This is a genomic window from Pseudomonas reactans, from assembly GCF_013387025.1.
GTDB classification, from domain to species: Bacteria; Pseudomonadota; Gammaproteobacteria; order Pseudomonadales; family Pseudomonadaceae; genus Aquipseudomonas; species Aquipseudomonas reactans.
Genome location: NZ_JACAQP010000007.1, coordinates 1 through 12,927, shown reverse-complemented (window position 1 = coordinate 12,927; position 12,927 = coordinate 1). Strand labels below are relative to the sequence as shown.

Below are 12,927 nucleotides of genomic sequence, written 5' to 3'. Positions count from 1 at the left end.
TTCCTTACGATTGTGGGAGATCCGGGAACCGGCTCGCGATTGCGGCCGTACGTTCCTCTTTGGTGCCGCCGATTTTTCCTTTTGCGGCCCCGCCGCCACCTCCAGCACCAGCAGCCCCGCCGCCAAATGCCTTGCTACCCGCGATCAACGGCGCGAAGGCCGTGTCGTTTGCGAATTCTGCTTTCAGCTCATCCAAAGTTGCCGCCGAGAGCTTGCCCTGTTGATCGAGGACGACCACGACAGGCTTCCCGTCGCGCTGCTCGACGCTCAGACGGCGTTCGATGTGCGGCAACAGGGCTTTGGCGCTGCCTGGGATTGCCAGGGCAGACGCAATGTCAGTAGCGGTACGGCCGACGGTCAGATCCCGGATCTGAGTGCTCAGCGTTCCGCGCTCCTGTTCCAGCATGCCGTTCAGCTCAGCTTCGCGGCGGTTGTATTTTTCGGACCAGGACTTTTCGAGCTCTTCGACGTTGCCGGACTTGCGGGCGTTTTCTTCGCGCTCCAGTCGGGCCTGGTCTTCGGCATCCTTGCGCGCCTTGTCGGCAGCTTTCTTCTCGTCCAGCAGTTCCTGGACTTTGGATTTCAGGCCGGATACGTCTTCTGGTTGCGGCAGGCCTTCGATACCGAGGACAAACTTGCCTTCCTTCTCGGTGTAGAGCGATTTAACGGAGTCATCGAGACCGTCAAGAGTGTCCAGCTGATATTTCAAACCCATTTGTTTGTCTCCCAGAGACGATTTGCAGGCCCGGCCCGCAGACATGAAAAAGCCCCGTCAATGACGAGGCCTGAGTAATTTGCGGGTATAAAAAACCCCGGCGAATGCCAGGGCTTTTGAAAATATGAGTTTTAGTCAAACAATGATTTGGGTGGGTTAGCTCTATCAAATTGCAGCTGTTTTAGTTTCCCGGAAACATCGATGCCCCATGAAGCCAGGGTAGTAGTCACGATCATTTTGGCGTTAGAAAAATCACCTTCAAAGTGGTCGATGACATCTTTGACGTCGACTGCCTCGATCCAAATGTCGATCTGCTCCCCATAATTTAGCTCGATCGGGAACCCCTTGCCTGTCTCACCGGCATGGTAACCCGTCCAGCAAGTCCTGCCTTGACGATCCAGAATTTTCGCCCCGGTAAGTCGCGCTGGTCTATTGCCAATAGAAACAATATCGACTACGAGACTTTTAGCGACAGAGCACGCATCAACATACCTAAATCGCCGCAAATCGCATTTCAGAACTACGCGTTCCATATTTTCCCGGCGTTGCATGTCAGCCAGAACAAATGCAGCAACTACTGCCGCAAAAGCACCCACGCCAGAAACCCACTCCCCAACAGAACCAAGATTCAATACATATCGGTCCGCTGTGCCGGGGTTCATTTGGATGGCGGTGAAAAAGCCTGCGAAACCACCTATGCTCATGCCGATTACTGCAATCAGTGCCGCCCATCCCTTTGCCATATGCCACCTCACCATTTAGGCGAAGCGTTATAACAACCCAGCACGCTCAAATGCCAGCGGTTCGAGTAGCTTCATCTGCACAAGAGTCAATGGCGCAAAGCTTCTATCAAGCTGCAGTTCAGCAAAGCGCTCGATGCTCAGGCCTCCTTCGCGGAACAGCCTGGCGCGGACCGGACCGATGGCCTTGTCCTGAAACGCCGCCGGCTGCTGCTTGAGCCAGTCGTAATAGCTGAGGTCTGCCCTCACCTGCTGGGCCCCGCCGTCACCAATGGATGCCCGCGTGGCGTCCTTGGTGAACAAAGCGCTGAAACGCGTCACAGCCACCACCGTCGAGCGGCAGTTGATGTGGATCGGAGGCCTCGGCCCCTCAGTCAGCTTAAACCGGCGCTTATCGAGCGTCCGGCACTGGCTGGTCGTCTTCGAATCCAGGGTGCTGACCCACTCTACTGACTGCACGACATCGCTGTTTTCCTTCAGCGTCTCCATGCGCGCCTGGGTGGCGACGTGCTGCACTGCCGTCCGCACGATAGCGCCGGCGTTGCGGTTGGTCGTGGCCAGGATGCCGTCGTTGTACTGCAGCGCCTTGGTGCCGCGAATATTCTTGATGATCTGGAAGTTGGTTTGGCCTTCGAAGAAGCCCTGCCTGATCGCGCCCGTGAGGCGTTGCCGCTCCGTGGCGGTGAAGCCATCAATGAACGACTTGAGCAGCTTCCCGCCGTCGGCACCGCGCACGCTGAGCGGATTGGTGAGGATTGCCGACCTGATTGCTGCTGCACCAGGCACCGCCGCGTCGAAGGTAACGCCCACCGGTGCCGCCCGGGTCAGGCTGGTCGCCTCAAACTCGGCCTCGTAATTGGCGATGTCCACCAGGTCGAGGTTCAGCTTCTCGCTGTAACGGTCGAAGATGCCCAGCAGCAGGCTATCAACTTCGCTGAGCAGCCGCTCCAGACGGGCCACTGTGTAATCCGTCAGGTCCGCCCGGGTCAGCCGCTCACGGATCGAGCGGTCAATTTCCTTGAGGAAGGGTGCGAACTTCGCTACCTCGCCCGACTTCAACTGCTCCAGGAACACAGCATGCCGGATGGTGGCGTCAAGGATTGCTTGGTTTGCCGCCATTCGGAATTACCTCGTCATCATCCAGGCCAGGCCCGGTGCTTTGTGCCTCCAACTCACCCCGGATTTCGTCGTCCGTCTTCTCTGGGTTGATCACTCCGCGATCGCGCAGGTATTGCCAGAAGTCGCCTTCCGGCAGCTTGCCACCCTGCACCGCATTGAACAGTGCCGCAAGGATCGTTGCATCCAGAGTGATCTGACTGAAGTCTTGGTTGAGCTTGTAGACCACCTCGCCGGGCGCATTCACGAACTCAGCCATCCACGCCAGGCACTGGCTATACGCCTCGCTGACGTTGCTCACCACCAGGGAAAGCACGCTGTGTTCGGCAGCGCTGTCGTTGTCAGCCTGGGTTGCGGTCTTCACCGCGCTACCACGCTCAATCAGTCGGGCGCCGAGGGACACCATGTCCTGCTTCTTGGCGTCCATGGCCTCCTTGGCGACAGTATTGGGCTGGGCCTGCCATACGCCGCACGCCCCATTCACAGGGAGCAGCCAAGGCGCCCTGGAGCCCAGGAATATCCCGGCCTTTTCGAGGTGGTCGCGCCATTGCTCATCAAGCCCAGACATCCACGGTTGAGGCTGGCCCACCAAGTAAGCTGCTTCTTCATAATCCGCGCTGTTGCGGTAATGCCCGATGTTCACTTCAGCCATGTCGTACAGCGGTGAGTCGTCGATGCTGGTGTCATTGTTCTCGCTGCCCAGGAACTGGAACGGGATGATTCGCCATGGCTGCCCGGATCCGTTCAACGGTGCGAATGGCGCCACCGTCATCTCCGTCTTGCTGGATCCTTCTTCCCACACTTCCTGGGTGTACACGCCGGACACATCCAGGCGCAGCACGCGGTATTGCACAACCTGCTCACTGCCGAACCCATCGTCAGTATCGACGTCGATCTTTTCGCGCAGCACAACCAGGCTCAACAGGTGCTGCCCACCAACCTGGCGCGTCTTCCAGTTGATGATTGACTCAGCCGGGTAGCTGGCGGCATTTGCACGGGCGCGACCGGCCTGCTCGTCTGCCTTGCTCACGGTGCCGGCTTCAACGGCGGCGTAATCCACCAGAAGGCCGTGGCGGCCGACTTCGAGCAAATGTCCGATAACCGATTGCGATTGCTGGTAGACGCTGACGCCTTGCCCGTCGATGTCCTTCGTCACGTAGTCGAGCGCGCCGGGAACAGTCAGCGTTGGCCAAATGCGGAAGACCGCGCCAACCAGGCTGTGTTTCGTGCGGCCGGTAGCGTTGTAGAACACAGCACGCTTCTTGTACGCGTCGTATCGGTCCTTGTTGTCCTGGGACTTGTCAGAGGCGTTCGGCCTGGGCAGGTAGTAATCACCGGCAGCCTTGACCGTTTCCGAGCCCTTGCAGACGTCGCGCACCAAGCGCCAGCGGTATTTCGCCGCCTTGTACTCGGGACGGGTGAAAGTGACGTCCGTCATCGAGCGACCCCCATTTTCATTGCGGTGACCGGTTTGATGATCGGGTACTCGCGGTGGATGAAGTAGCCGCCGGCGTCGTTCGCGTGATCGATGCCTGCGGTTTTATCTGGCTCCCCGTTCGCACCCCATACCTGCTGCTCCAGACCATCGGCGTAGGTTGGGCACGTAAACGGGTTGATCAGGTAGCGGCGCTCGCCCTGCGCATTGCAGAAGGCGGCGTTCATTGCGTTGATTCGGTCCTTCACCGGCGGATTTGCCGCTGGTGCGATGACTGCGAACCCGGCCTGCTTGAGCATGGCAAGGTCGGTGATGCTGGCGTTCACAGACTTGCGTGAGTCACCGGAGGCGTCAGGGTAAATCCTGATTTCACAGGTCTTTTTGAAATCGTTGCTGTCGTGCTGCCAGTACCGCTCTTTGATGCGGCGGATCATGTCAGGCGTGTCGTAGCCATCGATCAGCTCATCCACTGCCCTAGGCAGCCCCTGGTCACGCTTGACGTGGGTGATAGCCGCCATCTTCCCGACGTTGAAGTCCATCCCGATGAACAGAGGCTCGCCGGGCTGCACGGTGTCGAAGCACCCATTTAGCTTGCGGTCGTAGGCCGTGTAGATCGTGCCGGACGTCAGGTTGACGAACTGCCCACGAAGATAGGCTTGAATCAACTGCGGCGGGTACGACTCCATCAACGAGGCAATGTAGTCGTCTGGCAGGTTCAACTCGTTGTCGAACGTGCTGGCCTGCACCAGGCCGTACATATCGTTCAGCGCCGGTTTGTCACGCAGCTGTTTCACGAACTGCTGATAGACGAACTTAAAACCCTCAGGCGTGGTGGTTACGTCCACCCCGTTCTTGAGTCCGGGCAGGTTGTAACGCATCCGGGCAATGATCTTGCGCCAGGCCTGCTGAGCCTTCAGCAAGCTCATCACGTCCAGTTCATCGACCAACGCCTGGCCGATCTTGAAGCCAACGATGGTCTGCGGTTTCTCCATCGACCGGCAAATCACAGTGCCGCGGTACTGCCGGCCGCTGTAGATGTGAACTTCGTGGTTCGCCTGGTTGATCTTGGTCTTCAGCCCCCAGTCATAGGCCACCTCATCCATGGTCGGATAGAAGATGTCTCGGATCTGCGGGTAAGTCGGTGCGAAGTAACCTGCGTTGACGCCGGGCCACTCCATGAAGTGCTTGCTCAGTGCCGAGCATCCCACCCAGGTCTTGCCCGAGCCGAACCCGGCAACGAAGGCGCGGAATTTGTGGGGCAGCGTGAGGAACTGAGCCTGGGGAACGTTAAGGCTCGGCATTCGGCTTCCTCGCATCCACCACGTCGACCTGAATACGAGTCGGGATCACCGGTTCGTCGCCCGCCTCTTCCTTCCGGGCTCGGTTGACGTAGATGTCGCCACACTCTTTGGCTGCCTGCTCCAATAGCTGGGCAGTGAGTGCAATGTTCTTCATGCTTTCGGCTTTTTCAGCCATGCGCCCAAGCGTGCGAAGTCGGTGAGAACGGTTGGCGATTGGTATCTCGGCCGTCTCCTCCCTGAATCGCTTGCGGGTGTCGTGAAACAGGGTCACCCATTTGGCCGCGAGGGTCTTGCTCGCCCGCTTGGTCGCATCATGCGATTCACAAAGCTGACGGGAGATCTCAATGCCGAATTCTTGTTTGACGGCCTCTACCACCTGAGAGGGGGTGTCAAAGCACGCCAAGGCCTGAACGATGAAGCCTTTCACCTCACTATTCAGGTTTGCCATAAATTGGATTCCGTCTAATGCCTGTCAAATTTCAGGCCGATCTGAGCAGACAGGTTCCGCAGGCCCTCGCAATGTTCAATTTCCCCACCTCAGCAGGACTGTTTGCAGCATCCACCAACGCTTGAACGTCAGGGCTCGCACCGTAGCGGCGGACAACACCAACGAACTCTTCCACGTCGTGGCCCTGAAGCTTGATCTTTGGTGCGCCGTCTTGGGTAAATGCTGGTTGACCGTACTTGTCGGTCGCTTGAGCCAGGTGATACAGCTCGTGCTCAATCAGGGCGCAGAACTCAAGGTCACTGCACTGGGCGCAGTAGTCGGCTGCCAGTGTGATGATGAAGGCCGGCACATCGCCGAACCAATCACGCATCTGTTGCTCCATTCGGGCTTTCTGCCAGCCCCCGGCGCGGAACGCTACCTGTTCGGCCTGGCCCAGGACTGTGCGGCCCTGTTTCTCGAAGCTCGATGACGCCCACATGATCCGAATGTCTGCATCCAGTATGTGGGCATGGTCTTCGTTGTGAATGCTGCCTGTGCTGGCAAGGATCTCGGTTTGGAGCCATTCCCACACCTCAGGTGCAGGTGTTAAGCGCATACCTAAGTCGGAAAGCTCGGACAACTCAAGAAGTGACGATGGAGGGTATGGCCTTTCCATGGGTCACCTTGAACTTGAAATTGTGGAGTGTTACCGGTATTGGTGGCGGCTTCAAAAAGTAAGGAAGCTCAATTCAATGTCTCGCATTAAATGCATTTGCCTTAGCGCTCTCGCAGTCGCAACTCTATCAGGATGCGTTACCGCCCCTACTTGGGTTAACAGGGGGCCAGTAGATCTAGAAGTTTGGAACGGCCTGATGAACTGCTACACCGATGCCAATATCATCGACGGAGAAAGGATGGAGGGTACGCTCTGCGCCACGCAGGAATCTGGTTTCTTCGGAGGCGGCGAACCTGAAGTCTATTTCGGGCCATGGAATCGGAAATTCATGAAAGAGTACGCTAGCGCAGCCACTGCTGGTGTAGCTCAGGACTGGAAGGGTAAAAAGGTGTTCTTGCAATGCGACCCCACACTCGCGAGTGATAACAAAACAGTTGCGAAACGCTTTTGCAAAGTCACGGTCAACAATCAGTTACTGGTTAGCGCAACCGTCAAGTACGTGAAGTAGAAATAGGCCTCTCAAGCCATCAGGCTCAAAACCCGGCCCGGTAGGCACGTTCGATTGCCTCCCAGTCGGGTTGCTTGGTTGTCATAAATTGTCTCAGGTCAAACTTAAAGCGGGATTGAATTCGTGGCGCGTTGCCGGTATTGGTGAGGCTCTATCATTTGCATAAGGAGTAATGCGCGTGACGAAATATCATGTAGTGGCATCCAGCCCTGACAGTTACAAGGGCGTGACCGGTCTGATTTACACGATTTATGAGGGAGAAAATCGTGTTCGAGGAATCCCGCACTACGACGTCGAAAGTACCGCTAACGCAGTACGTGACGCTCTAATCAATGGCGATCAACTTATTGCCGAGCTGAGATACAGGCACAAATACACACCACAATCCGCTGCAATCTTGACTACATTTGCACCAGCAGAAGAGGTTCTTTTTTACCACGTTCAGGATCAGCTTCCTGCAACCATCTCGATGTCAAACGACCCCGCCGTGCACAAAGCTCAAGCCCTTAAAGAGGCCGGCTATGACGAGCCGGTTGTATCATGGTTGCCAGCAAACGGGAGATAAATCCCGATTCCGTTACCGTGCCGTACTCAGCTGCGGCACGCCTACCCGACCATGATCGCGGTTTGCGAATGAGCTTGACCGTGCAGCACCGCGACGATAATCCCCTGTGGGAGGCCGGCAGCCTTCGCAGCGTCTATTGCCTTGGCGATGGCGCTATCCAGATCGACCAAAGCCTTGTTGATGTCCTGGCTCATCGGCAGCGCGTGGCGCAGTCGGGTGACTTTGTTCATCTGCAGAACCTCGCGCCACGATTTGGCGCATTCGAAAACGTGGCGCGGATTACTTACCCCGGCGCTCGACACCACCTGGTGCCTTGTCACAGTGCAGGCAATGCTCGCAGTTCAGCGTCCGGCATAGCCAGACCTTCACCCGCTGCCAGTAAGTGACCATGAAGATGTGGCGAGCACCGGCCAGGGCCAAGGCGACATGCAACGTCAGCCCGGCAGTGGTCGGTCCGAAGAAGATGTTCTGGCTGCGTACCATCACAACGAAACCAGTGATGGCGATCGTCGAGTAGATCAGCTTCCCGAGGATGCCGTCTCTCACCTTCCCGCTCAGTACGCACCAGGCTGCCCACAGGGCGATAAGGCCGCAGGCGATGGAGTTGATCAGTTCAAGATTCATGGTGGATTGCCTCCCCCGAACCGCTGGCGAATGAGCGCCCAGAGGTCAGCGGATTTGATGGCTCGATTGATGGCCGCCAGGAGCGAGCCGCCGAATGCACCTAGAAGGAAACCGATGCCGGCGACAATCTTCGGCTCGGTCACGCCCAAGTAGGTGCTGACCATGCTCGTCAAGTAGATAGAACAGGCCATGCCGGTGATAAGGAAGATCAACCAGGCTCGCCAGTCGTTCAAGTCGTCCTTGTGCCACCAGCTAGCGATCACCGCCCCAACAAGGCCCGCAATCAGTAGTTCGAACCTGTCGATCTTGTCGAGCAGGCGCTGTAGATACTCCATGCGCTCGACTCCGTGGGGCATGTTTGGAATAGGTCAGCCCCAGCAGCACACCCAGCTTGGAGCAATGGGTGTGGTGGAGCCGAAAACGAAAAGGCCCCGATCAATGTCGAGGCCCTGAATAGGTGCGCGCGTCTTTCCGCGCTGTCTGCCGAAGACGATCCCAGCGTCGACGCCCCGATGCATCGATCTCGCTGATCTGGTCTCGCACCACCCTGGAAGCACAGTGAGGTCAGGGTGCACGGGCTGCCGGTGTTGACTCCGTACGCCGCACTACCGGCTATCGACGTCCAGGCCTTCCCGAAGGCTGTCCTGGCTACAGGTAAAACTCAGGCAATAAAAAACCCGGTGCTTGGCCGGGTTTCTTCAATTCTCGGTAATGGCGGACAGTTATTTCCAAACCAAAGGATTGGTGTCGTAACCATTTTTCCTTACGCAAACGAGAGGTTTTGCCAATCCATCTTCTACAACTTGGGCCCCTTCCGAGTAGGGAATGCCCTTGTAATAGCACGCGATCATAGGATTCATGACGACAGTGGGTTGAACCTCGGCGCCAGCGCTTTTAACATTTTCAGTGCCATTTTGCGCCATGGCTTGAGCTGCGAAAAAGGCGAAAGCCGCAGCGGTAGCGAAACGGATTGCAGTCATAAAAGTCCCTAATGAGTGAGTGCCATCACACTATAGTGGCCATATCAGAATGAAACAATGGCGCCAAAGCACTATCACTACAACTTCGCATAATAAAAACCCGGCACCTAGCCGGGTTTCGTGTGCTTTTCGCGTTACTTCTGCACTATGGGAAAAGTACGCGCAAAACCCCGTCACGTCAACATGATTATGCCGCCTCTTGATCTTTTTCCGCGTGTATCACCTGCCAAATTGGCTGTTGAGCCTGAATATCCACTTCTTTGATCACTTCTTTCAGGGATTCCCACAGGTCGAGCCAATCACGCGTCCAGTTCTTTGGGTCGATGTTCACGCCGAAGAACGCGTTCATCTCGGCGGCCACCCGCGCCGGCCCCCACTCGGCAGAACCGGCCACCTCACCTTTGTACGATTGCAGGGCCAGGGTGACCAGATACTGCGCCTTTACGCGCTTGGCCGAAGTCAGGTCAGGCAGCGCCGCTTTGGCGGTGATCAGCAGCACCGCATTCAACAGGTGCTTCATATTCATCGCCGGGTGGTACAGGTAGTGTCCGAACTGCTGCACCTGGAACGGTAGTGTGTCGATGGCGCGCAGTACTTTGCCGATGGTGGCCAGGTGCGCGGCGCGGGCGGTGGAGCGGCCAGCGGGCGTACCGCGCGTCTCGCTGATGCTGATCTTCTGGCGCACAACCTGAATGCGCTCCTCCTTGTCATCCCCCAGCGCAGCGAACACGGCCTCGGCGCGGCGCATGCGCTGCCCCTTCTTGATCGGTGCCGATTGGGCCTTGTCGATGGCTACAGCGCTGATCGACGCATTCGATTCGTGCTGAGCTTCGGTCCATACCTGCCGTGCGTTGATCAGTTTCATGCTGCGATCCCCTTCTTCAGTTCTCTTGTCTTAGCCCGGTACTCGGCGGTCATCGCCTTGAGTTGTTCTACGGTGTACCGCTTAGGCTCATGCGGCCCCTCAAGCCACTCCACAGCCTCTGTGCCGATCCGCTTAACCAGCTCAATGCGGTAGTTCACGATGTCGCCAGATTTGTGGTTGTTGCATGGAGCACATTGCTTGTGGACGTTCAGCGGCTCGAACCTGATGGCTGGATTGGCTGCAACCGTTCGATAGTGTCCGGCGTGATATTGGCCGTCATGGTGGCGACCACAGCTCACGCAAGGCAGATCGACATCACGCAAGCGCACCCATTCGTTGAAGGCCTGCTGGGTGTCCTTGGCGTGATCCGCCCTGGTCTTCAGCTTCTCCTTTCGGACTTTGATCTCGCGACGATCGACATCAGCCAGGGCCTTGCGAGCAGTAGCCTGCCCTTTCTCGGACTTGCTGTGAGCAATGGCGCACTCGATCTCACCGCACACGGCTTGCGAGCCGCGCACAGGTGTGAACATCACTCGGCAATTTGGGCAGCGCTTCCTGCGCGGACCACCGGACTTGAGTGGGGTTTTGCGCTGTAGTGGGGTGCGCTTCATGCGGCCTCCTTGAATGCTTCAAATTCTGCCATTTCGGTCAGTCGCTCTTCCGTGAGCGTTGGCCAGTCATTCAGCACCAGGTACGCGCAGCACTGGCGCCAGAAGTCTTGGAATGTCTCCTCCCCCATCGAGTCGTAGGAAAGGCTTCGAGGTGTCTTGCGTGTGAGCTGGCCCAGGCCAGGGATGTCGAACAATTCTTCGTCGCAGTACACGCCCGATTCAAGCTGCAGGGCCTTGATGGCGTCATGGGACTGCTTGCCAGAGAACCGGTCGATGTTCTGGCTCAGCACTCGGCCCAGGCCGTGGACCAAACCATTGAATCGCGGGTTGCGCGGTTGCTTGAGTTCGGCGCGGATCTTCGTGTTGATGCGGAAATCTCGCTCGCGAAGGATCGAGCGATCTGCGTCGGAGGACGGCACGAATGCTGCCACCTCCTTGCCGGTGGCAGGGTCGACCAGCCGGCGCAGCACCAAGTACACGGGCATTGGGCGGGATTTGGCTGGCTTTGTCATTGCACCGCCCTCTTCGCTTCAAGCTCCTGGACCTGCTGGATCAACAGCGCCCGGCGATCCGCCAGTTCGTTGGCCGCCTCAATCCGTAATTCGGTTTTCCGTTCGGCACTGGCCTTGCGCATTTCCAGCATCGAGTTCTTCACCAGCTCGAGCTTCTGGCGCAGTGCCGGCTCTGGTCGAGTAACGGTACCGGTGAGCAAGCCAGCGATAGCGCGACCGTCTTCTGAGATCGGCTCGACGCTCAGGTCAGCGAGGTACTTCTGGGCGTGCTCGCGGGGAATCCGCTTCAGCTCCATGGCCTTGGTGACGGCCTGGACGCGGCGGTTGGCGTCGAATCCTACAGAGACGTGCCAGTTGACCGGTTTCGCATCCTCGCGGGCCTGCCCTACGAAACGCTGGTAGGCATCGATGAATGCCATGCGCGCACCAATCTTGTCGCCGCCATCCAAGATAGGTTTCGCAGCAGCCAGGGCCAGTTGGATCTCGTCGGTCAGCACCACGGTTTCAAATTCGTCGTTGGTGGTCATGGCGATGGCCCAGGCCTCATCTTTTCCCGGACGCCCATCGGAGGATTGGACGCGCTGAAGGATGTCAGCCATCGCCAGCTTGCCCTTCACCTCGAAGCGGCAGGCTCTCAAGGCAGCTTTGACGACTGGCACCGGGTAGGCGCAGAGGTCTTCGGCCATCATCGCGGCCGTGCCCGGGTTCATTTCCTGGCCCATGGCCTCGGCTGTTGCGCAGATGGCAGCAGCCAGCCCGGCGACCTGATGGTCGTTCATTTCAGAGGTATTCATTGCGGTCACCTGCTTGGCGTTTTGCCAGAACCATCTGGGCGGCCTGTTCTGCTGCGGAGTGGTTCGCCTCGGTTCGCTCCATCTGGCGAGCAGTTGTGCCGTTGATGCGCTGCCCGGTCACCCACTGGGTGTGGTAGCTCTCGGCGTTGGCCAACAGCTCGTTGAGGCTGTGGCACTTGCGAAGGACGGCGGCGTCACTGGTTTTCAGGAAGTGGGCAGCTACGTGGTGGGCGACATCGGCGCCGAGGCGGTCGACCAGTTGGCCGAGCTGACCGCCGACCTTGGCATTCCACACCGGCCAGGCGCTGTAGCGTTTGCGGTAAGCCATGGCGTAGTTCGCCCAGACCTTGAAGGTTTTGCAGGTCTGGTCCTTGGGGCCCGGCATATCGGCGGGAATCTCGACCCGGGGAGTATCGGTGCGGTCAACCACCAGCACCAAGCCGCGGGACTGAGCCGGCTTGCCGGTGGCGTCCTGCAAGTCCTGACTGGTGTCCTGATTGGTACCCTGATGATTGGTATCCTGATTTGTCGGAGATTTATCCGACCCTTGCCCGGATTTTTTTCCGACCTTGCTCGGAGATTTATCCGAGGTAGATCGGATTTTTTTCCGACCCTTATTGTTTGGTGGGGTCGGATATTTTTCCGACCCGTCGAGCTTCTGGTTCCACTCGACGGCCTTCTCTGTGAGGCGGAAAAGTGTGATGTTCGAGGTGCTGGAAAGCTCAATCAAACCGGCCTCTTCCAGGGCCTTCAGCATGCGGTAAGCGGTGTCCGGCTTATCAGTGAGCAGCGGCAGCTCCTCGATGATCTTGGCCTTGCTCAGCGCGAAGAAGATCCCGTCATCAGTCTTGATTGGCTTGGTCCAGCTCGGACAGCCGTAGACGAAGGCGAACAGCAGGGCCTGCTGAGAATTCAGCCCCCACTCCAGCGCCTTCACCTGGTTAATCGTGACGGTGTATTGCATGTCAGGCCTTCCCGACCTTAGGGATGGTCTGAAGTAGCCATGTATTTCCCCGGCATACCACCTAGCGCAACTTTTAAACTCGCCAAATGATCAA

Annotated in this window: 18 protein-coding genes; 2 read left to right on the top strand and 16 right to left on the bottom strand. The window is 57.8% G+C overall.

Annotated features, from left to right (window positions below; translation table 11 throughout):
* Positions 1-4 precede the first annotated feature (4 nt).
* The 7 genes from HX793_RS09175 to HX793_RS09145 all read right to left on the bottom strand — a co-directional run bounded on the left by HX793_RS09175 (position 5) and on the right by HX793_RS09145 (position 6,410).
* Positions 5-715, bottom strand: coding sequence for a hypothetical protein (locus HX793_RS09175; RefSeq protein ID WP_178905483.1), 711 nt, complete (start codon positions 713-715; stop codon positions 5-7).
* A gap of 131 nt (positions 716-846) precedes the next feature.
* Positions 847-1,458: a hypothetical protein gene (locus HX793_RS09170; protein WP_178905482.1), complete on the bottom strand. Its 612-nt coding sequence runs from the start codon at positions 1,456-1,458 to the stop codon at positions 847-849.
* Between the two features lie 27 nt (positions 1,459-1,485).
* Positions 1,486-2,574, bottom strand: a complete 1,089-nt coding sequence (locus HX793_RS09165; RefSeq protein WP_178905481.1) for a minor capsid protein — start codon at positions 2,572-2,574, stop codon at positions 1,486-1,488.
* A complete protein-coding gene (locus tag HX793_RS09160; RefSeq protein ID WP_178905480.1) occupies positions 2,549-4,009 on the bottom strand; it encodes a DUF4055 domain-containing protein in 1,461 nt (486 codons plus the stop codon). Before HX793_RS09160 ends, HX793_RS09165 begins: the two co-directional genes overlap by 26 nt.
* On the bottom strand, positions 4,006-5,307 hold the full coding sequence (locus HX793_RS09155; RefSeq protein ID WP_178905479.1) for a terminase large subunit domain-containing protein: 1,302 nt from the start codon (positions 5,305-5,307) through the stop codon (positions 4,006-4,008). Before HX793_RS09155 ends, HX793_RS09160 begins: the two co-directional genes overlap by 4 nt.
* Positions 5,294-5,755 carry a DUF2280 domain-containing protein gene (locus HX793_RS09150; protein WP_154845443.1) on the bottom strand — a complete coding sequence of 154 codons (462 nt, stop codon included), beginning with the start codon at positions 5,753-5,755 and terminating at the stop codon, positions 5,294-5,296. The genes HX793_RS09155 and HX793_RS09150 overlap by 14 nt, the downstream gene beginning before the upstream one ends.
* Positions 5,756-5,786: 31 nt before the next feature.
* A complete protein-coding gene (locus tag HX793_RS09145) occupies positions 5,787-6,410 on the bottom strand; it encodes a putative metallopeptidase (protein ID WP_178905478.1) in 624 nt (207 codons plus the stop codon).
* 196 nt (positions 6,411-6,606) lie between these two features.
* Here HX793_RS09145 and HX793_RS09140 point away from each other — a divergent pair, with 196 nt between their 5' ends.
* Together HX793_RS09140 and HX793_RS09135 are read left to right on the top strand one after the other, a co-directional pair.
* Positions 6,607-6,918, top strand: coding sequence for a hypothetical protein (locus HX793_RS09140; protein ID WP_178905477.1), 312 nt, complete (start codon positions 6,607-6,609; stop codon positions 6,916-6,918).
* A gap of 178 nt (positions 6,919-7,096) precedes the next feature.
* Positions 7,097-7,483: a hypothetical protein gene (locus tag HX793_RS09135; protein ID WP_178905476.1), complete on the top strand. Its 387-nt coding sequence runs from the start codon at positions 7,097-7,099 to the stop codon at positions 7,481-7,483.
* A gap of 41 nt (positions 7,484-7,524) precedes the next feature.
* Here the strand turns inward: HX793_RS09135 and HX793_RS09130 are convergent, their stop codons facing one another.
* The 9 genes from HX793_RS09130 to HX793_RS09090 all read right to left on the bottom strand — a co-directional run bounded on the left by HX793_RS09130 (position 7,525) and on the right by HX793_RS09090 (position 12,833).
* Positions 7,525-7,713, bottom strand: a complete 189-nt coding sequence (locus HX793_RS09130) for a hypothetical protein (protein WP_178905475.1) — start codon at positions 7,711-7,713, stop codon at positions 7,525-7,527.
* A gap of 49 nt (positions 7,714-7,762) precedes the next feature.
* A complete protein-coding gene (locus HX793_RS09125; RefSeq protein ID WP_178905474.1) occupies positions 7,763-8,107 on the bottom strand; it encodes a hypothetical protein in 345 nt (114 codons plus the stop codon).
* Positions 8,104-8,442, bottom strand: a complete 339-nt coding sequence (locus tag HX793_RS09120; RefSeq protein WP_178905473.1) for an MFS transporter — start codon at positions 8,440-8,442, stop codon at positions 8,104-8,106. Before HX793_RS09120 ends, HX793_RS09125 begins: the two co-directional genes overlap by 4 nt.
* 387 nt (positions 8,443-8,829) lie before the next feature.
* The gene (locus HX793_RS09115; RefSeq protein WP_058419791.1) at positions 8,830-9,087 is read right to left on the bottom strand and encodes a DUF1496 domain-containing protein; all 258 of its coding nucleotides are present in this window, start codon (positions 9,085-9,087) and stop codon (positions 8,830-8,832) included.
* A gap of 187 nt (positions 9,088-9,274) precedes the next feature.
* Positions 9,275-9,952 (bottom strand): bacteriophage antitermination protein Q, encoded by a 678-nt coding sequence (locus HX793_RS09110; protein WP_178905472.1) that lies wholly within the window; start codon positions 9,950-9,952, stop codon positions 9,275-9,277.
* Positions 9,949-10,563, bottom strand: coding sequence for a recombination protein NinG (locus HX793_RS09105; protein WP_178905471.1), 615 nt, complete (start codon positions 10,561-10,563; stop codon positions 9,949-9,951). Before HX793_RS09105 ends, HX793_RS09110 begins: the two co-directional genes overlap by 4 nt.
* Positions 10,560-11,075 carry a hypothetical protein gene (locus HX793_RS09100; protein WP_058419788.1) on the bottom strand — a complete coding sequence of 172 codons (516 nt, stop codon included), beginning with the start codon at positions 11,073-11,075 and terminating at the stop codon, positions 10,560-10,562. The genes HX793_RS09105 and HX793_RS09100 overlap by 4 nt, the downstream gene beginning before the upstream one ends.
* Entirely contained in the window at positions 11,072-11,869 is a 798-nt protein-coding gene (locus tag HX793_RS09095) for a hypothetical protein (protein WP_178905470.1), read from the bottom strand. Before HX793_RS09095 ends, HX793_RS09100 begins: the two co-directional genes overlap by 4 nt.
* Complete coding sequence (locus HX793_RS09090) at positions 11,856-12,833, bottom strand: SIR2 family protein (protein WP_177049270.1); 978 nt, start codon at positions 12,831-12,833, stop codon at positions 11,856-11,858. Before HX793_RS09090 ends, HX793_RS09095 begins: the two co-directional genes overlap by 14 nt.
* Between the last annotated feature and the right edge of the window lie 94 nt (positions 12,834-12,927).

Coding starts and splice junctions, on each gene's coding strand:
- HX793_RS09140 (WP_178905477.1), top strand. CDS start 6,607: ATGAACTGCTACACCGATGCCAATATCATCGACGGAGAAAGGATGGAG.
- HX793_RS09145 (WP_178905478.1), bottom strand. CDS start 6,410: ATGGAAAGGCCATACCCTCCATCGTCACTTCTTGAGTTGTCCGAGCTT.
- HX793_RS09110 (WP_178905472.1), bottom strand. CDS start 9,952: ATGAAACTGATCAACGCACGGCAGGTATGGACCGAAGCTCAGCACGAA.
- HX793_RS09150 (WP_154845443.1), bottom strand. CDS start 5,755: ATGGCAAACCTGAATAGTGAGGTGAAAGGCTTCATCGTTCAGGCCTTG.
- HX793_RS09160 (WP_178905480.1), bottom strand. CDS start 4,009: ATGACGGACGTCACTTTCACCCGTCCCGAGTACAAGGCGGCGAAATAC.
- HX793_RS09115 (WP_058419791.1), bottom strand. CDS start 9,087: ATGACTGCAATCCGTTTCGCTACCGCTGCGGCTTTCGCCTTTTTCGCA.
- HX793_RS09120 (WP_178905473.1), bottom strand. CDS start 8,442: ATGGAGTATCTACAGCGCCTGCTCGACAAGATCGACAGGTTCGAACTA.
- HX793_RS09130 (WP_178905475.1), bottom strand. CDS start 7,713: ATGAACAAAGTCACCCGACTGCGCCACGCGCTGCCGATGAGCCAGGAC.
- HX793_RS09095 (WP_178905470.1), bottom strand. CDS start 11,869: ATGAATACCTCTGAAATGAACGACCATCAGGTCGCCGGGCTGGCTGCT.
- HX793_RS09125 (WP_178905474.1), bottom strand. CDS start 8,107: ATGAATCTTGAACTGATCAACTCCATCGCCTGCGGCCTTATCGCCCTG.
- HX793_RS09105 (WP_178905471.1), bottom strand. CDS start 10,563: ATGAAGCGCACCCCACTACAGCGCAAAACCCCACTCAAGTCCGGTGGT.
- HX793_RS09165 (WP_178905481.1), bottom strand. CDS start 2,574: ATGGCGGCAAACCAAGCAATCCTTGACGCCACCATCCGGCATGCTGTG.
- HX793_RS09090 (WP_177049270.1), bottom strand. CDS start 12,833: ATGCAATACACCGTCACGATTAACCAGGTGAAGGCGCTGGAGTGGGGG.
- HX793_RS09175 (WP_178905483.1), bottom strand. CDS start 715: ATGGGTTTGAAATATCAGCTGGACACTCTTGACGGTCTCGATGACTCC.
- HX793_RS09100 (WP_058419788.1), bottom strand. CDS start 11,075: ATGACAAAGCCAGCCAAATCCCGCCCAATGCCCGTGTACTTGGTGCTG.
- HX793_RS09155 (WP_178905479.1), bottom strand. CDS start 5,307: ATGCCGAGCCTTAACGTTCCCCAGGCTCAGTTCCTCACGCTGCCCCAC.
- HX793_RS09170 (WP_178905482.1), bottom strand. CDS start 1,458: ATGGCAAAGGGATGGGCGGCACTGATTGCAGTAATCGGCATGAGCATA.